Source organism: Roseovarius halotolerans (genome assembly GCF_900172255.1).
In the GTDB taxonomy this organism is placed as follows: domain Bacteria; phylum Pseudomonadota; class Alphaproteobacteria; order Rhodobacterales; family Rhodobacteraceae; genus Roseovarius; species Roseovarius halotolerans.
Map to the genome: position 1 here is coordinate 951,838 of NZ_FWFU01000001.1, position 21,772 is coordinate 973,609.

20 protein-coding genes are annotated in these 21,772 nt (G+C 65.8%); 10 read left to right on the forward strand and 10 right to left on the reverse strand.

Annotated features, from left to right (window positions below):
• Positions 1-23: 23 nt before the first annotated feature.
• From ROH8110_RS04645 to ROH8110_RS04685, 9 genes are all read right to left on the reverse strand, one after another.
• Positions 24-791, reverse strand: coding sequence for a DNA repair protein (locus tag ROH8110_RS04645; RefSeq protein WP_245962750.1), 768 nt, complete (start codon positions 789-791; stop codon positions 24-26).
• Positions 792-929: 138 nt separating this feature from the next.
• On the reverse strand, positions 930-1,391 hold the full coding sequence (locus tag ROH8110_RS04650) for a paraquat-inducible protein A (protein ID WP_245962749.1): 462 nt from the start codon (positions 1,389-1,391) through the stop codon (positions 930-932).
• A complete protein-coding gene (locus ROH8110_RS04655) occupies positions 1,388-2,134 on the reverse strand; it encodes an ABC transporter ATP-binding protein (RefSeq protein ID WP_085816533.1) in 747 nt (248 codons plus the stop codon). The genes ROH8110_RS04650 and ROH8110_RS04655 overlap by 4 nt, the downstream gene beginning before the upstream one ends.
• Positions 2,131-2,916 carry an MlaE family ABC transporter permease gene (locus tag ROH8110_RS04660; protein WP_085816534.1) on the reverse strand — a complete coding sequence of 262 codons (786 nt, stop codon included), beginning with the start codon at positions 2,914-2,916 and terminating at the stop codon, positions 2,131-2,133. Before ROH8110_RS04660 ends, ROH8110_RS04655 begins: the two co-directional genes overlap by 4 nt.
• Positions 2,913-3,953 carry an alanine racemase gene (alr, locus tag ROH8110_RS04665; RefSeq protein WP_085816535.1) on the reverse strand — a complete coding sequence of 347 codons (1,041 nt, stop codon included), beginning with the start codon at positions 3,951-3,953 and terminating at the stop codon, positions 2,913-2,915. The genes ROH8110_RS04660 and alr overlap by 4 nt, the downstream gene beginning before the upstream one ends.
• A 164-nt stretch (positions 3,954-4,117) precedes the next feature.
• Complete coding sequence (locus ROH8110_RS04670) at positions 4,118-5,617, reverse strand: replicative DNA helicase (protein WP_085816536.1); 1,500 nt, start codon at positions 5,615-5,617, stop codon at positions 4,118-4,120.
• Positions 5,618-5,862: 245 nt separating this feature from the next.
• Positions 5,863-6,537 (reverse strand): orotate phosphoribosyltransferase, encoded by a 675-nt coding sequence (locus ROH8110_RS04675; protein ID WP_085816537.1) that lies wholly within the window; start codon positions 6,535-6,537, stop codon positions 5,863-5,865.
• Positions 6,538-6,570: 33 nt separating this feature from the next.
• A complete protein-coding gene (gene pyrC, locus ROH8110_RS04680; protein WP_085816538.1) occupies positions 6,571-7,614 on the reverse strand; it encodes a dihydroorotase in 1,044 nt (347 codons plus the stop codon).
• A gap of 75 nt (positions 7,615-7,689) precedes the next feature.
• On the reverse strand, positions 7,690-8,652 hold the full coding sequence (locus ROH8110_RS04685) for a phosphoadenosine phosphosulfate reductase (RefSeq protein WP_085816539.1): 963 nt from the start codon (positions 8,650-8,652) through the stop codon (positions 7,690-7,692).
• Between the two features lie 204 nt (positions 8,653-8,856).
• Here ROH8110_RS04685 and ROH8110_RS04690 point away from each other — a divergent pair, with 204 nt between their 5' ends.
• From ROH8110_RS04690 to ROH8110_RS04730, 9 genes are all read left to right on the forward strand, one after another.
• Positions 8,857-9,780 carry an AAA family ATPase gene (locus ROH8110_RS04690; RefSeq protein ID WP_085816540.1) on the forward strand — a complete coding sequence of 308 codons (924 nt, stop codon included), beginning with the start codon at positions 8,857-8,859 and terminating at the stop codon, positions 9,778-9,780.
• 57 nt (positions 9,781-9,837) lie between these two features.
• Positions 9,838-11,109: a vWA domain-containing protein gene (locus tag ROH8110_RS04695; RefSeq protein WP_085816541.1), complete on the forward strand. Its 1,272-nt coding sequence runs from the start codon at positions 9,838-9,840 to the stop codon at positions 11,107-11,109.
• Between the two features lie 85 nt (positions 11,110-11,194).
• On the forward strand, positions 11,195-11,746 hold the full coding sequence (locus tag ROH8110_RS04700) for a YeeE/YedE thiosulfate transporter family protein (RefSeq protein WP_085816542.1): 552 nt from the start codon (positions 11,195-11,197) through the stop codon (positions 11,744-11,746).
• Between the two features lie 3 nt (positions 11,747-11,749).
• On the forward strand, positions 11,750-12,331 hold the full coding sequence (locus tag ROH8110_RS04705) for a YeeE/YedE thiosulfate transporter family protein (protein WP_085816543.1): 582 nt from the start codon (positions 11,750-11,752) through the stop codon (positions 12,329-12,331).
• A 116-nt stretch (positions 12,332-12,447) separates the two neighbouring features.
• Entirely contained in the window at positions 12,448-13,413 is a 966-nt protein-coding gene (locus ROH8110_RS04710) for an XdhC family protein (protein WP_085816544.1), read from the forward strand.
• The gene (locus ROH8110_RS04715; RefSeq protein WP_085816545.1) at positions 13,410-14,429 is read left to right on the forward strand and encodes a molybdopterin-binding protein; all 1,020 of its coding nucleotides are present in this window, start codon (positions 13,410-13,412) and stop codon (positions 14,427-14,429) included. The genes ROH8110_RS04710 and ROH8110_RS04715 overlap by 4 nt, the downstream gene beginning before the upstream one ends.
• A gap of 75 nt (positions 14,430-14,504) precedes the next feature.
• The gene (locus ROH8110_RS04720; protein ID WP_085816546.1) at positions 14,505-14,990 is read left to right on the forward strand and encodes a (2Fe-2S)-binding protein; all 486 of its coding nucleotides are present in this window, start codon (positions 14,505-14,507) and stop codon (positions 14,988-14,990) included.
• A gap of 45 nt (positions 14,991-15,035) precedes the next feature.
• Positions 15,036-17,402, forward strand: coding sequence for a xanthine dehydrogenase family protein molybdopterin-binding subunit (locus ROH8110_RS04725; protein WP_085816547.1), 2,367 nt, complete (start codon positions 15,036-15,038; stop codon positions 17,400-17,402).
• An 11-nt stretch (positions 17,403-17,413) separates the two neighbouring features.
• Entirely contained in the window at positions 17,414-18,205 is a 792-nt protein-coding gene (locus ROH8110_RS04730; protein WP_085816548.1) for an FAD binding domain-containing protein, read from the forward strand.
• A gap of 130 nt (positions 18,206-18,335) precedes the next feature.
• Here ROH8110_RS04730 and ROH8110_RS04735 read toward each other — a convergent pair whose 3' ends face one another.
• Entirely contained in the window at positions 18,336-19,409 is a 1,074-nt protein-coding gene (locus ROH8110_RS04735; RefSeq protein WP_254903736.1) for an NAD(P)-dependent oxidoreductase, read from the reverse strand.
• On the opposite strand from ROH8110_RS04735, the gene ROH8110_RS04740 reads away from it, so the two are divergent.
• Entirely contained in the window at positions 19,290-21,764 is a 2,475-nt protein-coding gene (locus ROH8110_RS04740; RefSeq protein WP_085817007.1) for a penicillin acylase family protein, read from the forward strand. The two genes, ROH8110_RS04735 and ROH8110_RS04740, sit on opposite strands and share 120 nt — an antisense overlap.
• Positions 21,765-21,772 lie beyond the last annotated feature (8 nt).

The following is a 21,772-nucleotide window of genomic DNA, read 5'->3' on the forward strand; positions in this document are numbered from 1 at the left end:
AAGCCGGGGAGAGCGTCAAACCCCTATTCGGCGGCGGCCTTGTTGGACAGTTCGATCACCTTGCCATCGGCATCGACGACATCTTCGTGGCCGAGTTCAGGCAACAGATCGCGCAGGTCGTCGCGCAGGCGGTTGAGCTGGCTGATGGCGACGCTTTCCTCGAGATCGACCATATGCGCCCAATCCCTCAGCTCGCGGCAGGTGTGTTTTGCCTGATCCAGCCGCGCGTTGAAGGCTTCGACCTCCTGCTGGCGTTGAGTGAGGAAGGCGCGGGCGCGCGCGACCTTCTCGTCCGAGTAGACATCGGCCAGTTCGCGACTGATATGGGACATCTGCGCAGCGAGTTCCAGGATCTCGGGTTCGAGCGCTTCCAGGTCGGGATGGTCGCGCAGATAGGCAAGGCGCTCGCGCACGGAATCGAACTCGGAGCTGAGTTGAAACAGGCCCTGACGGTCGGCGGCATGGGCGGCGCAATAGGCGCGGGCCACGTCGCTCATGCCGATGTGAAAATCGCGGTGCGAGGATTCGAGGCGCATGATTCGCCGGTTGGCAGGCAGGAAGAAGCAGAGCATGACCACCAGCACCGTCACCGCGACCTGGGTGATGCGCCCGGCATTGTCATAGGGGACCGCGCCAATGTTCACGCTGAAGTCGAGCCACGGCAGATGGCCGAGGGCGGCAAGGAGCGTGACTGCGGTCAGGACAAGGGCGGAGAGCGCGAAGGCGCCCAGGGCAAGCCGTTGAAAAACGGCCTCGACGAGTTGCAGGAACGATCTCAACTGATACGACACGGTATTCCCCCCAGAATTCCGAACAGACCCCCACTATAGGCGAATTCTTGCCGATTGTCGCGTTAAACTTGGAAGAACCCAGCGGATCGAAGCCCCGAGGGTGCCTTGCGGACGCCGCTGGGAAGCATGGTGCGCGGCTCAGGCGGGGTCGCTGGACGGACGGTTGCGCGCCGCCGCGGTGCGCCATGCGATCAGGATCGAGGCGAGGATGCAGGCGGTGAACAGATAGAGCCCCCAGGCGACTTCGATCCGCCCGAGGCCGATGCCCTTGATCAGCGTGATATAGAGCGCGACGAGGAACACGTCGGCCATCGCCAGCTTGCCCAGAATGTCGAGCGCGGGCAGCACCTTGCGCCGGAGCAGGCCGAAATGGATGAGCGCAAGGCCGATGGTCTTGAGATAGGGCGCAAAGAGAGCGAACAGGGTCACCACGAGCGCCAGCACCACATCGCTGCGCCAGAGACTTTGCAGGCCCGAGATGACGCTGATTTCCGAGAGGCCGAAGAGCGGCAGGTTCAGACCCGCGCGCATCAGGGGCGCAAACCACGCGACCGGGTAAAGGACCAGGAGCGCGAGGTTGGCGAGTTTGAGTAGGGTCACCGGACCGCCTCGATCGGGCCGGTGGCGCGGCCGTGGATGAACTGGTCGAGATAGGGATCGCCGCTGTTGTCCATATCGGCGACGGGGCCGGTCCATTTGATCACGCCGTCATGCAGCATCGCCACGTTGTCGGCGATGGCGCGCACCGAGGTCATGTCATGGGTGATGGTCATGGCGGTGGCGCCCATCTCGGTGACGATCTCGCGGATCAGGTCGTTGATGACGCCCGCCATGATCGGATCGAGCCCGGTCGTGGGTTCGTCAAAGAAGATGATTTCCGGTTCGGCGCAGATGGCGCGGGCGAGGCCGACGCGTTTCTGCATCCCGCCGGAGAGTTCGGCGGGGAACTTGTCGGCCTGTTCGGGGGTCAGACCGACGCGGCGCAGTTTCTCGATGGCGATCTCGCGGGCCTCGTCCCTCGGACGCTTGAGGGAGCCGCGAAGCAGGCGGAAAGCGACGTTCTGCCAGACGGGCAGGGAATCGAACAGCGCGCCGCCCTGGAACAGCATTCCGAAACGCGCAAGGAAGGCGTCGCGGTCGCCGCGCGTCACGTCCTTGCCATCGAGAAGGATGTCGCCGGAATCGTGGCGGATCAGCCCGAGCACGCATTTCAGCGCCACCGATTTGCCGGTGCCCGAGCCGCCGATGATGACCATCGACGTGCCGGTGGGAATGGTGAGGTCCACCCCTTGCAGCACCTTGTTCGCCCCGAAGGCCTTATGGACGTTCCTGAGTTCGATCATGCGGAAAAGAACAGTTCTGTCAGGATGTAGTTGGAGGCCAGGATCAGCACCGAGGCGGCGACCACCGCCGCCTTGGTCGCGCGCCCGACGCCCTGTGCGCCGCGCCCCGAATTCATGCCGTAATAGCAGCCCATCAGCGCCACGATGAAGCCGAAGACCGCACCCTTGATCATGCCGGAGGCCACGTCCCATGTCTCGAGAAAGTCGATGGTGTTGTGCAGGTAGGTGCCGGCGCCGAAATCGAGCCGCCCGACGCCCACGAGAAAGCCGCCCATGATGCCGATCGCATCGCCGACGCCGACCAGCAGCGGCACCGCCAGCGTCGCCGCCAGCACGCGCGGCAGGGTGAGGTATTTCATCGGGTTGGTGGAAAGTGTGGTGAGCGCGTCGATCTGCTCGGTCACCTTCATGGTGCCGATCTCGGCGGCGATGGAGGAAGCGACGCGGGCCGCCACCATGAGGCCGCCCAGCACCGGGCCAAGTTCGCGTGTGAGACCGATGGCGACGATCGAGGGCACCACGGTTTCGGCGTTGAAACGCGCGCCACCGGCATAAATCTGAAGCGCCAGCGCGCCGCCGGTGAACAGCGCCGTCATGCCCACCACCGGCAGCGAGAGCCAGCCGATCTGGATCAGCGCATGGCCGAATTCGCGCGCATAGAAGGGCGGGCGCAGAAGATGGGTGACGGTGGCGGCGGCAAAGAGCGCGATGCGCCCGATTACCGCCATGATCAGCAGCGTCTGGCGGCCGAGCCGGCCGAGAAGGGCGGTGATGAGTTTCATCCGCCGATATAGCGGCGCAGGTAGCGCGCCCCGAGCGAGGTGAGGATCTCGTAACCGATCGTCCCGGCATTGTCGGCGAGGTCGTCGACGCCCTGTTCGGTGCCGAGCAGTTGCAGCGATTTCGGATCGTGGTCGAGATCGGTGACATCGACGCCGATCAGGTCCATCGAGATCCGTCCGGCAATCGGGCAGGCTGTGCCGTCCTCGGCCAGAAGCGAGCTCTGCGGCCCGAGCGCGCGCAGGATGCCGTCGCCATAGCCCGCGGCGACGGTGGCGATGCGGGTCGGGCGGTGGGCGGTGAAGGCATTGGCATAGCCGACGGTTTCGCCCGGATCGAGGTCTCGGCACTGGATCACGGGAAGGTCGAGCGTCACGACCGGGCGCGCATCGGCAAAGGGGCGCCCGCCATAGACGCCGATGCCGGGGCGGCACATGTCGAAATGGTAGTCCGGCCCCATGAGCACGCCGCCGGTATTGGCAAGGCAGCGGGGCACGTCGAGCCCATCGGTCATCTCGTGAAAGGCATGAAGCTGCTGGCGGTTCATCGGGTGGTCTGGCAGGTCGGCGCAGGCGAGGTGGCTGATGAGCAGCGCCGGGGACTGGCCGAGGGCCACGTCGCGCACCGCCGCCCATTCGCCGGGCTCCATTCCGAGCCGGTTCATGCCGGTGTCGAGCTGGATGCCGAAGGGATGGCCGGGCAGCGCCTCGGCGTGGCGGATCATCTGGTCGAGCGAGTTGAGCATCGGGATGAGGCCGGTATCGCCGATCATGTCGGCATCCCCCGGCATATGCCCGGAAAAGACGTAGATCGCGGGCGAAGGCCCCAGCGTGGCGCGCAGGGCCGCGCCTTCCTCGGCGACGGCGACGAAGAAGCTACGCGCGCCGGCATGGGCCAGGCTGCGCGCGACGCGCGCGGTCCCGAGCCCATAGGCGTCGGATTTGACGACGGCGGCGGTTTCACCCGCGCTCATGGCGTCGAGCGCGCGCCAGTTGGCGAGGATCGCGTCAAGGTCGATGGTCAGCGTGCCTGTGCTCATGGGAGAGGGTTTTGCCACGGTGAGGGTCGGGGTCAAGGGGAAAGCGGCGGCGGCGCGCATATGGCGCTGTTGCGGGGGGGCGCTGCCCCCGCCGCCGCAAGCGGCGACTCCCCCGGGATATTTGTGAACAGAAGAAGCCCTGGGGGCGCAAGAGGCGGGCGCGGTCAGAATTCGCGCTCGCCCGCGCCGTCCTGCTGCCAGGGTTTCACGAGGTTTCCAAAGCGGGTGAACTGGCCCTCGAAGCTGAGTTCGATGGTGCCGATGGGGCCGTGGCGTTGCTTGCCGATGACCACTTCGGCCTTGCCGTGCAGGCGTTCCATGCGTTCCTGCCAGGCGGCCATTTCATCGAGCCGGTCATCGGAGGGTTTTTCGCGCTCGGCATAATACTCTTCGCGGAAGACGAACATGACGACATCCGCGTCCTGTTCGATCGAGCCGGATTCGCGCAGGTCCGAGAGCTGCGGGCGCTTGTCCTCGCGCGATTCGACCTGGCGCGAGAGCTGGCTGAGGGCGATCACGGGGATGTCGAGTTCCTTGGCGATGGCCTTGAGCCCTTGGGTAATCTCGCTCACTTCGTTGACGCGGCTGTCCTTGGCCGATGCCGGGCGCACAAGTTGCAGGTAGTCCACGATCAGCACGTCGAGCCCGTGGGTGCGCTTGAGGCGTCGCGCCCGCGCGGCGAGCTGGCTGATCGGCAGGGCGGGCGTGTCGTCGATGAAGAGCGGGCAGGATTCGAGCGCCTTGGCGGCATCCACGAAGCGGCGGAATTCCGGTTCCGTCATGTCGCCGCGCCGGATCTGTTCGGAGGGGACTTCGGCGGCCTCCGAAAGGATCCTTGCGGCGAGCTGTTCGGCGCTCATCTCGAGACTGTAGAAGCCCACGACGCCGCCCTCGATGGCGCCCTGGGTGCCGTCGGGACGCTCGCCCATGCGATAGGCCTTGGCGATGTTGTAGGCGATGTTCGTGGCCAGCGAGGTCTTGCCCATCGAAGGGCGCCCGGCCAGGATCAGAAGGTCGGACTTGTGCAGCCCGCCGAGTTTGCGGTCCATGTCGATCAGACCGGTCGAGATGCCCGCCAGCCCGCCATCGCGCTGATAGGCGGCATTGGCGACATTGACCGCATCGGTCACGGCGCGCAGGAAGCTCTGAAAGCCGCTTTCGGTCTGGCCCTGTTCGGAGAGCTGGTAGAGCTTCTGCTCGGCCTCGACGATCTGGTCGCGCGGTTCGCTTTCGACTTCGGCACGCGCGGCCTTGCCGACGATGTCATGGCCAAGCGCGATCAACTCGCGCCGGATCGCCATGTCATGGATCATCTGGGCATAGTCACGCACGGCGAAGGCGCTGATCGCCGCCCCTGCGAGTCGCGCGAGGTAAGCCGGGCCGCCGAGTTCCTTGAGGCCCTCGTCATCCTCGAGGAACGCTTTCAGCGTGACCGGCGAGGCGAGGTTGCCCTTGCCGATCCGCGCCACGGCGGTCTCGTAGATGCGCTGATGGACGGGATCGTAGAAATGATGCGGCTTTATGATCGAGGCGACGCGGTCATAGACCTCGTTATTGGTCAGCAGGGCGCCCAGCAATTGCTGCTCGGCCTCGATGGAATGCGGCATGGTCTGCGCATCCTGGATCTCGGTGCCGGTGGCGTTGAAGCTCGCGACTTCGTTCATGATCTCCCCCGTTCCTGCTGGATCACCGCTCATAGCGCCCGTGCGCAGGGGTGGACAACGTGGAACAACTCTGTGGATGATCTGTGGATATCCTCGGGTGCCCCATATTGCCGCCTGAGAGGGGTATCCGTCAACATGTAGTGTGTTCACCGAGGCGCGACGCCGCCGACGTGGCGAATTCGCCGCAACCCGCTTTTTTCTGAATGCCGAGGCACACAGGTCACTGTCCGGCAGTCACGATTCGTTCAGCCGCGCGCCGCCTGCCAGGCGCGCGGATCATCCAGAAACGATTCGACCCCGTCGAGCGTCGCGGCGTCGAAGCTGCCCTGGGCGCGGGCCTCGGCCAGAACGTCGCGCCAGGTGCAGAGGTAATGCAGCGCCACGCCATGATCGCCGAGGGTCTTCTCGGTTTCGGGGAAGATGCCGTAATAGAAGATCACCGCCGTATGTGCGCAGGTCGCGCCGGTGTCACGGATCGCATCGACGAAGCTCAGTTTGGAGCCGCCATCGGTGGTCAGGTCCTCGACCAGCAGCACCCGGTCGCCTTCGGTCATCACGCCCTCGATGCGGGCGTTGCGCCCGTAGCCCTTGGGCTTCTTGCGCACATAGGTCATCGGCAGCGCCATGCGTTCGGCCACCAGCGCGGCAAAGGGGATGCCTGCGGTCTCGCCCCCGGCAATGTTGTCGAAGGCTTCAAACCCGGCGTCGCGCATTACGGTCACAGTGAGGAAATCCATCAGCGTGGCGCGGATGCGGGGAAAGGAGATCAGCTTGCGGCAGTCGATATAGGTGGGCGAGGGCAGGCCGGAGGCCAGGGTAAAGGGCTCTGCCGCGTTGAAATGCACGGCTTCGATCTCGAGCAGCATGCGGGCGGTGAGGCGGGCGATCTCGTCGCGCGGCGGGTAGGCGGTGGGGATCATCGATGTGCTCCTGTAGAAGACGGCGGGCGGCGCTCAGTCGGCGACGGACCAGTGGACGGGAAAACCGGGATCGAAGACGGTGACGGGGCCGTCGCCGGTTTCGATATGCGCCGGGAAGCGGGTGGGCGCGTTGCCCTTTACCAGCGTCAGTGTCGCGTCATTGACCGGCAGGCCGTAAAAGCCGGGGCCGTGGCGCGAGGCGAAACCTTCGAGCCGCTCGAGCGCGCCCTCTTCCTCGAAGACATGCGCCAGCAATGGCATCGTGTTGGTGGCGGTGAAGCATCCCGCGCAGCCGCAGGCGCTTTCCTTGGCATCGTCGAGATGCGGGGCACTGTCGGTGCCGAGGAAGAAGCGCGCATCGCCCGAGGTGGCGGCGCCGCGCAGCGCGAGGCGATGGGATTCGCGCTTGGCCACGGGCAGGCAGTAGTAATGCGGCTTGATCCCGCCGACCAAGATATGGTTGCGGTTGATGATCAGGTGATGGGTCGTGATCGTGCCTGCAAGGCCGCTCTCGGCGGATTTGATGTAATCGATGCCGTCGCGTGTCGTGACATGCTCCATCACCACCCTGAGCTTCGGCACGGCGCGGCGCAGCGGGTCGAGCACGCGGTCGATGAACACCGCCTCGCGGTCGAAGATGTCGATCTCGGGATCGGTCACTTCGCCATGCACGCAAAGCGGGCAGCCGGATTCGGCCATGGCCTCGAGCACGCCGCGCACGCGGTCGAAATCGCGCACGCCGCTGGCGGAATTGGTGGTGGCCCCCGCCGGGTAGAGCTTGACAGCTGTGATGAGCCCTTCGGCGTGGGCGCGCGCCACGTCGGCCGGATCGGTCGCCTCGGTCAGGTAGAGGGTCATGAGCGGCGTGAAATCCGCGCCTGCGGGCAGGGCGGCCATGATCCGGTCGCGATAGGCGCGGGCATCGGCCCCGGTGACCACGGGAGGCACGAGGTTGGGCATGATGATGGCGCGGGCGAAATCGCGCGCGCTTTCGGGCAGGACGGCGCGCAGCATCGCGCCGTCGCGCAGATGCAGGTGCCAGTCGTCGGGGCGGGGGAGTGTCAGGCTCTGGCTCATGGGTCCGAGCCTTTACACAAACATGCAGCGCACCGCCAGATACCACGGCATCGCTGCGGCGCGTTCGGGCGCGGTTCAGTCCGCTTCGCGCTCGGGCATGGCGAGCCCCTTGGTCTCGGCGGTCTGATAGGCCGAGCGCAGCGCGCGGCGGAACCGCGGGCCGGGTGTGTCGCGCATGATGCGGCGACACCAGAGCGCCACCAGGAAATGTCGCTTTTCATGTTCGAGACGCGCCAGGACGCGCTTGAGGTAGGGGACATGGGTGCGGCGCGCGCGCATCATCAGCGCGAGGCTCCGGCTGGTGAGGCGGCCGGCGCTGACCTGGGCGAGGATGCGCAGCAGGATGTCCATCCCCAGAAGCGATTGCTGAAGCCGCGTGCCCATGAAGCGCAGCCTGAAGCGGGTGACGTTGGGCCGGGTAAAGAGCGCCGAATGCATCGCGTCCAGCTTGATCTCGGGATCATAGAGGACAAAGGCGTGTTCGGCAGCGTCCAGCATGTCGGGCGCATAGCCGTAGCGGTCGTCGAAGGCGGTGCGCCGCATCGCGGTGTAGCGGTCGTCCCATTCGGTGATACGCGGGTCCAGCGTGGCCTGCGGGCGCAGTGCCACTACCCGCGCGCCGGGAGCCGCCACCGAGAACGCCGCCGCCGCATAGCCGCAGGCGCCCTCGCCGTAGAAGATGACCTGCTCGAACTCGTCGAAGAACCCGTCATCGACCAGGCGGTCGAAATAGCCATAGACATGGCGGTCGCGAAACCAGCTGTCGCCATTGCAGACCACGCAGAGATGCGACCAGCCGAGCGCCTTGACCATCGTCCAGCCCAGAGGATGTGCGTTCTGCGATTGTTCGATGATGACCTGTCTGGTCTCGAAGGTGACCAGTAGCGTCGGCTTCTCCTCGAGGAATATCGCCGCGTGCCGCCGCCCGAGACGTTCGACATAGCCGTCCTCGTCGACGATCCCCTCGGCAGCGTCCAGCCATGCCGACCAGTCAAGCCCGCCGAGCGGCGCGTCATAGGTATTGGGGCTGTCCTGCATTCTGCTCTGATCCTTTTCCTGCGTCCTTGCGCAGCGGCCGCTTGTAACGGCTTCGACGCCACCGGAATAGGGGTCAATCTGGGCGAAAATTGGGAAAATCCAAGGGCTTTCTGGTGCCTTGGGCGGGGCCGGTTCCGAACCCGTGACGCTTGACGCTGGGCGCGCGCGCATGCACTTCTTGGCGCATGGCCAAGGGAGGCGCGGATGAAGACGATACCGGGGTCGATCGACGAGGTGCAGGCGATGCTCGCCGAAGAGGGCTATGTCTGCGACCGGGCGCTTGGAACGGTGGTGTTTCTCGCGCTCAGGCTGGGGCGGCCGCTGTTCCTCGAAGGCGAGGCGGGGGTGGGCAAGACCGAGATCGCCAAGGCCATCGCCGCCGGGCTCGGGCGGCGGCTGATCCGGCTGCAATGCTACGAGGGGCTGGATGCGGCGAGCGCCGTCTACGAGTGGAACTTCGCAGAACAGATGATCGCCATCCGCACCGCCGAGGCGATGGGGTTCGAGGGCGCCGGCGCGGATCGCGATGCCTTGAAGGACGAGCTGTTCACCGAGCAATACCTGATCGAACGCCCGCTCCTTCAGGCCATGCGCCCGCAGGATGGCGGGCCGCCGGTGCTGCTGATCGACGAACTCGACCGCACCGATGAACCTTTCGAGGCCTTCCTGCTCGAGGCGCTCAGCGATTTCCAGGTGACGATCCCCGAACTCGGCACCATCGTGGCCCCGGCGCCGCCGATCGTCATCCTGACCTCGAACCGCACCCGCGAAGTGCATGACGCACTCAAGCGGCGCTGCCTCTATCACTGGGTCGACTACCCGGATTTCGACCGCGAGATGGAGATCCTCCATGCACGTGCCCCCGAAGCCGCTGAAAGCCTCAGCCGCGAGGTCGTGGCCTTCGTCCAGCGGCTGCGCGGCGAGGACCTGTTCAAGAAACCCGGCGTTGCCGAAACCATCGACTGGGCCAAGTGCCTGCTGGCGCTCGATGTCATAACCCTCAGTCCCGAGGTGATCGCCGACACGATCGGCGCGATCCTGAAATACCAGGACGATATCCAGCGCCTTCAGGGTTCCGAGGCCAAGCGCCTGCTGGACGAGGCCAAAGCCAGCCTCGGCCCGGACTGATGCTTCATCTTGCCGGAAATACTCCGGGGGTTTGGGGGCTGGCCCCCAAGCGGCGCCATGGTTGACTATCCCGCACTCGACCTGCCGGAAAATCCCCGGCTGACCCAGAACGTCATCCATTTCGCCCGCGCGCTGCGCAAGGCGGGGCTGCCGGTGGGCACGGGGCGGGTGATCGACGCGATCCGCGCCGTCGAGGCGGCGGGGTTCACCTCGAAGACTGATTTTTTCTACACGCTGCGCGCCTGTCTGGTCACGCGCCCCGAGCATCGCGCGGTCTTTGCCCAGATCTTCCGTCTCTACTGGCGTGACCCGCGCTACATGGAACACATGATGGCGATGATGCTGCCCGCCATCCGGGGCGTCCAGGACGAGCGCGCGGCGCAGGCCGCCGAGAAGCGCGCTGCCGAGGCGTTGCTTGACGGGATCGAACCCGAGACGCCCGCCCAGGGGCGCGAGGAGGGCAAGGACGACGAAATCGAGATCGAGATCGACGCCTCGGCCACGATGTCCGCCGAAGAACGGCTGCGCCAACTTGATTTCGAGCAGATGAGCACCGACGAGATCGCTGCGGCCAAGCGGATGCTGGCGCGGCTCAGCCTGCCGGTGAAGCCCCTGAAATCGCGCCGCGCGATGGCCAGCGCGCAGGGCACGCGGGTCGATGCGCGCGCCACGCTGCGCGCCGCCATGCGCCGAGGGGGCGAGCTGCGTCGCATCCACATGCAGAAGCCGCGCTCGCGCTGGCCCAATCTGGTCGTCTTGTGCGACATTTCCGGCTCGATGAGCCAATACAGCCGCATGGTGCTGCATTTCCTTCATGCGGTGGCCAATGAGAAAGGTGCTGGCTGGGCTCGGGTCCATGCCTTCACCTTCGGCACACGGCTGACCAATATCACCCGTCACCTGGACCGGCGCGACGTCGACAGCGCGCTGGCCGCAGCCGGGCAGGAGGCGCAGGACTGGGAGGGCGGCACCCGGATCGGTGATTGCCTCCATGCCTTCAACCGCGACTGGTCGCGCCGGGTGATGGGGCAGGGCGCGGTGGTGCTGCTGATCACCGACGGTCTGGACCGGGGCGATGCGGAGGCGCTGGAGCGCGAGATCGAGCGCCTGCATCTGAGCGCACGCCGCCTGATCTGGCTCAACCCGCTGCTCCGTTGGGAAGGCTTCGCGCCGCGTGCCAGCGGGATTCGCGCCATGCTGCCGCATGTCGATGCCTTTCGCGCGGGCCATTCCATCGCCACGCTCGAGGCGCTGGCCGAGGCGATTTCCCGCCCCGGCGATGCGGGCGAAAAGGCGCGCCTGATGGCGGCGATGGACGCCGCGCCCTGAGCGCGCGCGTTGCGATAGATCATTGCGTTTCCGTTTCCGTTGATATATTCAACAATCAGAATGTAATTGATGGAAGGAAATCCGAATGGTCCTCAACTGGAAAACCGGTGGGGTGCTTCTGGGGCTCGTGTTCTTCCTGGCGGTGTTGCTGGTAAAGCCGATCGGCGTTTCCACGCAATTCGTCATCCTGGACGCGATCATCGCCGACGCGGTGAACCCCGATCTGATCACTCAGACCGAAGACGGCTACAGCTCGACCAATGCTTACCTTGCGAAATCGGGCGGGGCCTATGCGAAGAACGCTGCCAACCCTCTGAATTACAGCTTTGTTTTCGTGCTGGCGATGGCTTTGGGTGCGTTCCTGTCGGCGATGGCGCGTGGCGGTGTGGGCGCGGATGAGCGCAAGCTCCCGGCGATCTGGTATGCCAATTACGGCGACACGCCAATCAAGCGCTATGCCGTGGCGTTTCTGGGCGGTTTCATCGTGCTTTACGGTGCGCGCCTGGCGGGGGGCTGCACCTCGGGACACATGATGTCGGGGATGATGCAGACCGCCGTGTCGGGCTATGTCTTTGCCGCTGGTGCCTTCGCCGCGGCGCTGCCCGTCGCCATCATGATGTACAAGCAGGAGGGCTGAGCCATGACAACCATCATATTGGCCATCGTGATCGGCGCCGCGTTCGGCGCTGTTCTGGACCGGATCGGCGCCACCAATCCCAACTGGATCGGCAAGATGCTGAGCCTGACCAACCTGCACCTGATGAAGGCCATCCTGCTGGCTATCGGCACCGGGTCGATCCTGATGTTCGCAGGCCAGATGGCGGGCCTTGTCGATGTCGGCCACATGAGCGTCAAGGCGGCTTATGCGGGCGTGTTCATCGGCGGGCTGATGCTGGGCGCGGGCTGGGCCGCGGCGGGCTATTGCCCCGGCACCGGAATCTGCGCTGCGGCCTCGGGGCGCAAGGATGCGCTGTTCTTCATCGCCGGGGGGCTGCTGGGCGCGGCCGCCTACATGATGACCTATCCGGCCTGGAAGTCGGCGGGGCTGCTGGATGGCGGCAAGCTGACGCTGGGGGTGGTTCCCGGCGCGGGCTATGACGCGGTCAGCACCTTGCCGGGAGATATCCTGGGCATCGTCATCGGTGCGGGGTTCGTGGTGATCGCCATCGCCTTGCCCGAACGCCTGCGCGGCGGCGGCGAGGCCGTCGCCCCGGCCGAGTAACGCTTGGCGTCATTTGTGCGCCACATCGCCCGCCCCCTGCGCAACGCCGGGGGCGGGTTTTTTCGTTTGTAGAACCGGGCAGCGCATCCCATATTGCCGGGCGAGGGAGGCGCCAGATGGACAGGTTCGACAGGATCCCGGAAATCGCGCTTGCGTGGCATCGCGCAGGCAAGGGCGCGGCGCTGGCCACGGTGGTTGAGACATGGGGCAGCGCCCCGCGACGTGTGGGCAGCCAGCTGGCCATTTCCGGCCAAGGCGATATCGAGGGGTCTGTCTCGGGCGGCTGCGTCGAGGGTGCGGTGGTGGCCGAGGCCATGGACGCGATCGAGGACGGCAAGCCGGTGATGCTGGAATACGGGGTGAGCGACGGCGATGCCTTTGCCGTGGGGCTGGCCTGTGGCGGCACGATCCGCGTCATGGTCGAGCCGGTCGGCCCGGTGATGCCGGTGGCCCTGCTGGAGGAACTGGTTGCGGCGCGCGCGGCGCGCGAGCCCGTCGCCTATGTCACCGGCATGACAGCCAAGCCGCGCCTTGCGCGCGACGGCTTTGACGAAAGGTTCCGCATGGACCGCTCGGGTTTCGAGCCCGATGGCGAGACCTTCGTGGGCATCCACAACCCGCCCTTGCGGATGATCATCGTGGGGGCCGTGCATATCGCGCAGGCGCTGGTGCCGATGGCGCGGATCGCGGGCTATGACCCGCTGCTGATCGACCCGCGCGAGAGTTTCGCGAGCGCCGAGCGGTTCCCGGGCGAAACCATCCGGCATGACTGGCCCGATGAGGGCGTGCGCGCCTTTGGTCTTGATGCGCGCACCGCGCTGGTCCTTCTGACGCATGATCCTAAGCTTGATGATCCGGCGCTGGAACAGGCGCTGAGCAGCGACGTCTTCTATATCGGTGCGCTTGGCTCGACCCGGACCCATGCGAAGCGGGTCGAGCGGCTGCGCGAGAGGGGGCATGGAGATGCGGCCATCGCCCGCATTCATGGCCCTGTGGGGCTGGATATCGGTGCGGCGGGACCGGCCGAGATCGCGCTCAGCATCCTGGCAGAAGTGACCCGTGTGCTGAGGCGCGGGGCATGAAATTCGGGGCCGCGCCCGTGACCGAGGCCGAAGGCGCGATCCTGGCCCATTCGCTGCGTCTTGGCGATGGCCGGCTGCGCAAGGGCGTTGTGCTGAATGCCGAGCATATCGCGACCCTGCGCGATGCGGGTATCAGCGAGGTGAGTGTCGCGCGGCTGGAGAGCGGGGATATCCACGAAGACGAAGCCGCGCAGGTGCTGGCAAAAGCCCTGTGTGAAGGCGCGGGGAGCATCCATTGCACGGCGCCCTTCACCGGGCGGGTGAACCTGATCGCGGATGGCCCCGGAGTGGTGCTGATCGACGCGGCGCGCATCGATGCGGCCAATGCCGTGGACCCGATGATCACCGTGGCGACGGTGGCGCCGTTCCACCAGTTGCAGGCCGGGGGTATGGCGGCGACGGTCAAGATCATCGCCTATGGTGTGTCGGGCACGGCGCTGAACGCAGCGGCGGACCATGCGCATGGTGCGATTCGGTTCGCGGGGCCGGTGTATGGCAGCGCCAGCCTGATCCTGACGGAAATTCCCGGCGGGCCGGGCGACAAGGGCATCGATGCGGTGGAGAACCGCCTGAAGGGTCTTGGCATGCGCCTGTGCGAAACCCTGCGCTGCGCGCATGACGAAGCCGCGCTGGCCGAGGCCATCGGGCAGGCACAAGGTGACGTGGTGCTGATCCTGACCGCCTCGGCCACCTCGGACCCGCATGACACCGCGCCAGGCGCGCTGATCCGCGCGGGCGGACGGATCGAGCGGTTCGGCCTTCCGGTCGATCCGGGAAACCTGTTGTTTCTGGGCGATATCGGCGGACGGCCGGTGATCGGCCTGCCGGGCAGCGCGCGCTCGCCGGTGCTGCACGGGGCGGACTGGGTGCTGGCGCGCGTCGCCTGCGGCGTGGCGCTCGACAGTGCCGCGATGGCCGCGATGGGGGTGGGCGGCCTGCTCAAGGAGATCCCGACGCGCCCGCAACCCCGCCAGCCCGGGGCGGGCCGCGCGCCGCGCACGGATGGGACAAACTGAAAAACCGGGTTCTCAAGTGGCAAGGCCCGTGCTTAACTCCCATCAGCCAATACGAAAGCCAAATGGGAGGAAACGATGCCACAGGTCAAAATGACCGTGAATGGCAAGCCCGCATCCGGTGAGGTCGAAGGCCGCACGCTGCTTGTCGAATTCCTGCGCGAAAACCTGGGCCTGACCGGCACGCATGTGGGCTGCGATACCAGCCAATGCGGTGCCTGCGTCGTGCATGTGGACGGCAAGGCGGTGAAATCCTGCACCATGTTCGCTGCCGAGGCCGAGGGCGCAGAGGTGCTGACCATCGAAGGCGTCGCCGCGCCCGATGGCACGATGGACGCGGTGCAACAGGCCTTTCAGGAGCATCACGGGCTGCAATGCGGCTTTTGCACGCCGGGCATGGTGATGTCGGCGCGCGCCCTTCTGGCCGAGAACCCGACGCCCAGCGAGGCCGAGATCCGCGACTACCTGGAAGGGAATATCTGCCGCTGCACCGGCTATCACAACATCGTCAAGGCGATCATGGCCGCTTCCGGGCAGGATGTGAGCACGATCGCCGCTGAATAGGACGACCGGCGGGGCCACCCGCCCCCCAGAGGGAGGAGACTACCAATGCCCAAGGATTCAGGCATCGGCGCCAGCAGCAAGCGGCGCGAGGATGTGCGGTTCCTGACCGGAGCCGGACACTACACCGACGACATCGACCTGCGCGGTCAGGCCTATGTGCATTTCCTGCGCTCGGATGTGGCGCATGGCATTCTGAAGAACGTTGACACCAGCGCCGCCGAGGGAATGCCGGGCGTTGTGTGCGTGTTCACCGGCGCTGACTTCGCCGAGGTGGGCGGGCTGCCCTGCGGCTGGCAGATCACCGACCGTGAGGGTAACCCGATGCAGGAACCCGCGCATCCGGTGCTGGCGCAGGGAAAGGTGCGCCATGTGGGCGACCCGATCGCCGCCGTGGTGGCCGAGACACGCGAACAGGCCCGTGACGCCGCCGAGGCGATCGAGGTCGAGATCGAGGATCTGCCCGCCGTTGTCGACATGAAGGCGGCGCTGAAGGACGGCGCGCCCAAGGTCCATGACGACCTGACCAGCAACCTTTGCTATGACTGGGGCTTCGTCGAGGAGAACCGCGAGGCGGTGGATGCGGCGATCAAATCCGCCGCCCATGTGACCACGCTCGAACTCAAGAACAACCGGCTTGTGGCCAACCCGATGGAGCCGCGCGTGGCGGTCGGCGATTACAGCCGCTCGACCGGCGAGTCGACGCTCTACACCACAAGCCAGAACCCGCATGTGATCCGCCTCTTGATGGGCGCCTTCGTGCTGGGAATACCCGAACACAAGCTGCGTGTGGTGGCGCCAGATGTGGGCGGGGGGTTCGGCTCGAAGATCTTCCATTACGCCGAAGAGGCCTTCTGCACCTTTGCCGCCAAGGCGCTCAACCGGCCGGTGAAATGGACCTCGTCGCGCTCGGAGGCCTTCATCACCGACGCGCATGGGCGCGATCATGTGACCAAGATCGAACTGGCGCTCGACAAGGACAACAATTTCGTCGCGCTGCGCACCGAGACCCACGCGAATATGGGTGCGTATCTGTCGACCTTCGCGCCTTCGGTGCCGACATGGCTGCACGGCACGCTGATGGCCGGCAATTACAAGACGCCGCTGATCTACGTGAACGTGAAGGCGGTGTTCACCAATACCGTGCCGGTCGATGCCTATCGCGGCGCCGGGCGCCCCGAGGCGACCTTTCAGCTTGAGCGCGTGATCGACAAGGCCGCGCGGGAACTGGGCGTTGATCCGGTTGAGCTGCGGCGGCAGAATTTCATCACCGAGTTCCCCTATGCCACACCGGTTGCGGTGGAATACGATACCGGCGATTACAATGCCACGCTCGACAAGCTGCTGGAGATCGCCGATCTGGCCGGTTTCGAGGCGCGGCTTGCGGAGTCCAAGAAGAACGGCAAGCTGCGGGGTCTGGGCGTCAATTGCTATATCGAGGCCTGCGGCATCGCGCCCTCGCATCTGGTCGGCCAGCTTGGCGCGCGCGCCGGGCTCTATGAATCGGCCACGGTGCGGGTCAATGCCACCGGCGGGCTGGTGGTGATGACCGGCAGCCACAGCCACGGGCAGGGGCACGAGACGTCTTTCGCGCAGGTGGTCGCCGACATGATCGGCATCGACGAGAACATGGTCGAGATCGTTCATGGCGACACTGCCAACACGCCGATGGGCATGGGCACCTATGGCTCGCGCAGCCTTGCGGTGGGTGGCTCGGCCATGGTGCGCGCCACCGAGAAGATCATCGCCAAGGCGCGCAAGATCGCGGCCCACCTGATGGAGGCCTCCGAGGCCGATATCGAGTTGAAGAACGGCCAGTTCAGCGTTGCGGGCACCGACAAGTCCGTTGCCTGGGGCGATGTCACGCTGGCGGCTTATGTGCCGCATAACTACCCGCTCGAGGATCTTGAACCGGGGCTTGAGGAAACCGCCTTCTACGATCCGTCGAACTTCACCTACCCGGCGGGTGCCTATGCCTGCGAGGTGGAGGTCGACCCGGATACCGGCAAGGTCACGATCGAGGGCTTCGCCGCCGCCGACGATTTCGGCAATGTGGTGAACCCGATGATCGTCGAGGGGCAGGTGCATGGCGGGCTGGCGCAGGGGATCGGCCAGGCGCTGCTGGAGAACTGCGCCTATGACGAGGACGGCCAGCTTCTGTCGGCGAGCTACATGGACTACGCCATGCCGCGCGCCGACGATGTGCCCTTCTATCGGGTCGATCATTCCTGCCAGACGCCCTGCACGCATAACCCGCTGGGGGTGAAGGGCTGTGGCGAAGCGGGGGCCATCGGCAGCCCGCCCGCGGTGGTCAACGCCGTGATCGACGCGCTGCAGCGCGCGGGCCGGGACGTGACCCATATCGACATGCCGCTCTCGCCGTCGCGGGTGTGGGACGCGATGAACAAGGGCTGAGGAGAAGAGACATGTATGCATTCGACATCGAACGCCCGACCACGTTGGCCGAGGCCGTGAAACATATGGCCGCCTCGGAAGAGAACCAGGCGCTTGGCGGCGGCCAGACCCTGATCCCGACCCTCAAGCAGCGCCTTGCCAGCCCCGAGAAGCTCATCAGCCTGACCGGCATCGACGAGATCCGGGGCATCTGCGAGGACGATGCGGGGCGGATCTGCATCGGCGCGGCCACGACCCATGCGGAGGTTGCGGCCGGCGCAACCGCCTATCCGGCGCTGGCGGCGCTTGCGGGCAATATCGGCGACCCGGCGGTGCGAAACCGTGGCACGATCGGCGGGAGCCTGGCCAATAACGACCCCTCGGCCTGCTATCCGGCCGCGGCGCTCGGATCGGGCGCGACCATCGTGACCGACAAGCGCGAGATCCCTGCCGACGATTACTTCGAGGGCATGTTCGCCACCGCGCTCGAGGAAGGAGAGATTATCACCGAGGTGAAATTCCCTGTGCCGCAAAAGGCCGCCTACATGAAGTTCGAGCAGCCCGCCTCGCGTTTCGCGCTGGTGGGGGTGTTCGTCGCCAAATATGCCGATGGCGTGCGCGTGGCCGTGACCGGCGCCTCGGAAGAGGGCGTGTTCCGCTGGAGCGAGGCTGAGGCGGCGCTGGCATCCGATTTCTCGGCCGGGGCGGTGGAAGGGCTCAGCCTTTCGGGAGACGGGATGATCTCGGACCTGCATGGCTCGGGCGATTACCGCGCTCACCTGGTAGGCGTCATGACGAAACGCGCCGTCGCCGCCGCGGGCTGATCGCGGACGGCAACCTGACATGACAAAGGCCCGCGCTCATGACATGCGCGGGCCTTCTTCTGTTCGTGAAATATCCTCGGGGGTGAATTGGCCAGAGGCCAAGAGGGGGCCGAGGCCCCCCCTTCCTGTCCTAGCCCTTCACCTTGCGCAGCCGCTTGAACAGGCTCGACGTGTCCCAGCGCCCGCCGCCCATGTTCTGCACGTCCTTGTAGAACTGATCGACCAGCGCCGTGACCGGCAGGCTGGCGCCGGTCTCTTCGGCGGTGGCGAGGCAGATCCCCAGATCCTTGCGCATCCAGTCGACCGCGAACCCGTGCTCGAACGCATCGTCCAGCATGGTTTCATAGCGGTTCGACATCTGCCAGCTTCCCGCGGCGCCCTGGCTGATCACCTCGACTACGGAGCGCCCGTCAAGTCCTGCCTCCTCGGCGAAGTGCAGCGCCTCGGAGAGCCCCTGCACAAGGCCCGCGATGGCAATCTGGTTGCACATCTTGGTCATCTGCCCGGCACCGGACACGCCGATGCGCCTGCAGAGCTTTGCGTAGGTGTTCATCACCGGTTCGGCCGCGTCATAGGCGGCCTGATCGCCGCCGCACATGATCGAGAGCTGGCCGTTTTCCGCCCCCGCCTGTCCGCCCGAGATCGGTGCGTCCACAAAACTCAGCCCGCCGTCGCGCGCCTTGCCGTAAAGCTCTTCGGTCACCTTGGCCGAAACCGTCGTGTGATCGACGAAGATGGCGCCCTCCTTCATCCCCGCGAACGCCCCGTCGGGGCCGAGGCAGACGCTGCGCAGGTCGTCGTCATTGCCCACGCAGGCCATCACGAAATCCGCGCCGCTGGCGGCGTCGCGCGGGGTAGGGGCGCTTCGCCCGCCATGCTTTGAAACCCAGTCTTCGGCCTTGGCCGGGCTGCGGTTGTAGACGCAGACGTCGTGGCCCGCCGCCTGAAGGTGGCCCGCCATCGGGAAACCCATCACGCCAAGCCCGAGAAATGCCAGTTTCGTCATCGTCGCTTCCTTTCCATTGTCTCGTCGCGGATTTCTGACTATCCCATGCCCGGATGCAAGGTGAAACCGGGTAAGGGCATGGCGTCGATCTTCAAATGGCTTCTTCGGCTGACGGGCGGTGCGATCGTGCTGGCGCTTCTGGTGGTTGTGGGCCTTTATTTCCTGCTGTCGCGCTCCTTGCCGGAATACGACAAGCAGCTTGCCGTGTCCGGGGTCTTGGCGCCGGTCGAAATCGTGCGCGATCATGCCAATGTGCCCCATATCTTCGGCACAAGCGACGCGGATGCATTTTTCGGGCTGGGGTATGCCCATGCGCAGGACCGGCTGTGGCAGATGGTGACGCTGCGGCGCACCGCGCAGGGGCGGCTCTCGGAAGTGTTCGGCGCGCGCACGGTCGAGATCGACAAGCTGATGCGCCGGTTCGATCTTTACGCGCTGGCGCGCAGTTCGGTCGAGGCGCAGGACGAGGACACGCGCAATGCGCTCGATGCCTATGCGCGGGGCGTGAACGCGCGCCTGAACGAGATCAACGAATCGGCCCTTGGGCGCGGCGCGCCGGAGATGTTCATGTTCAACGCGCCGATCGCGCCTTGGCAGCCCGCCGATTCAGTGGCGATCCTCAAGCTGATGGCGGTACAGCTTTCGTCGCATCTGGAGAACGAGGTGCTTTATGCGCGCGCCTCGCTGGCGCTGGAGGAGGAAGCACGGCTTCAGGACATCATGCCGCTTGCGCCCGGCAGCGGCATCGCGGCGCTGCCCGATTACGCAGCGCTGGTGCCTGGGACCGAGACGTTGCGCTATGCGGCCTTGCCCGAGCGCCCGCGCGATCCGCTCTCGCCCTTCAACGAGCGCGCCTTTGCGGGGGCTTCAAATGCCTGGGCAGCGGCGCCGTCGCGTTCGGCAGCGGGGGGGACGCTGTTGGCGAATGACCCGCATCTGGGTTTCAGTGCTCCGGCGATCTGGTATCTGGCGCGGCTGGAGCTGCAAACGGGCGGGGTGATCGGGGGGACGATTCCGGGTCTGCCCGCAGTGCTGACCGGGCGCAGCGGCGATCTGGGATGGGGGCTGACCTCGTCCTATATGGATGATCAGGACCTCTATATCGAAAAGCTCGATCCCGACAATTCCACCCGTTACCTGACGCCCGAAGGCTACAAGCCCTTCCGCACGCAGAAATCCATCATTCGCATCAAGGATGCCGATCCGGTCACCATGACCCTGCGCTGGACGGATAATGGCCCGGTGCTGCCGGGGTCGCATTACGATCTGGCCAGCGTGACGCCCGAAGGTCATGTCGCGGCGCTGGCCTGGACCGCCCTCGCCGGCGACGATACCACCATGAGTGCGGCTATGGCGGTGATGCGCGCCTCGAGCGTCGAGGAGGCGCTGGATGCCGGAAGGCTCTATGTCGCGCCGTCACAGAACCTGACGCTGGTGGACAGCGACAGCATCGCCATGAAGACGCTGGGCGCGATGCCGCGCCGCAACGCCAGCCATGAAAGCGAGGGCCGGATGCCGTCACGGGGCTGGGTGCGCCAGAACCGCTGGCAGGGGATCAGCCCCTATTCGGCCAATCCCGAATTCATCGCCCCCGCGGGGGGCGTTTTGGGGAATACCAACAACAAGACCGTGGACCGTCCCTTTCCGTTGCATGTGAGCTTTCTTTGGGGCGATACGCAGCGGGTTCATCGCTGGCGGCGCCTGATGCAGAACCGCGAGGTCCATACCCGCGACAGTTTCATCGAAGCGCAGCTGGATACGGTCAGCTTCACCGCGCGCTCGCTGTTGCCGCTGATCGGCGCGAACCTGTGGTTCACCGGCGAGGCCGCGCCCGAGGGCACACCTGAACGCCAGCGTCAACGTGCGCTGACGCTGTTGTCGGACTGGAATGGCGAGATGAACGAGCATCTGCCCGAGCCGCTGATCTACGCCGCCTGGCTGCGTGCGCTGCAGGACAGGTTGATCCGCGACGATCTGGGGCCGCTGGCGCGCGAATTCGCGCATCCCGATCCGGTCTTCATCGAGCGGGTCTACCGCGATGTCGACGGCGCCGCCGCTTGGTGCGATGTCAAGCAATCCTCGCCGGTCGAAACCTGCACCGATATTGCACGCATGGCATTGGATGATGCGCTGGTCTGGATCAACGAGAATTACGGCACGGCGTTGGAAAGCCTGCGTTGGGGCGATGCGCATCAGGCGACCCATGATCACCAGGTTTTGGGCGAGGTACCGCTGTTGCGCTACTTCGTGAATATCCGGCAATCGACCTCGGGGGGCGACAACACCCTGCTGCGGGGGCGCACGCGCGGCAGCGGGCCCGATCCGTTCCAGAACGTGCATGGTGCGGGCTATCGGGGGGTTTATGATTTCGCCGATCCCGACAGCAGCGTCTTCATCATTTCGACCGGGCAGTCGGGACATTTCCTGTCACGTCATTACGATGATCTGGCGCAGCTCTGGCGGCGGGGCGAGTATATTCCGATGTCGCTTGATCCCGCGCTGGCGCGGGCGGCGGCGGTGGGAATTACCGTGCTGGAGCCCGCCGCGCCCTGAGTGCTTGC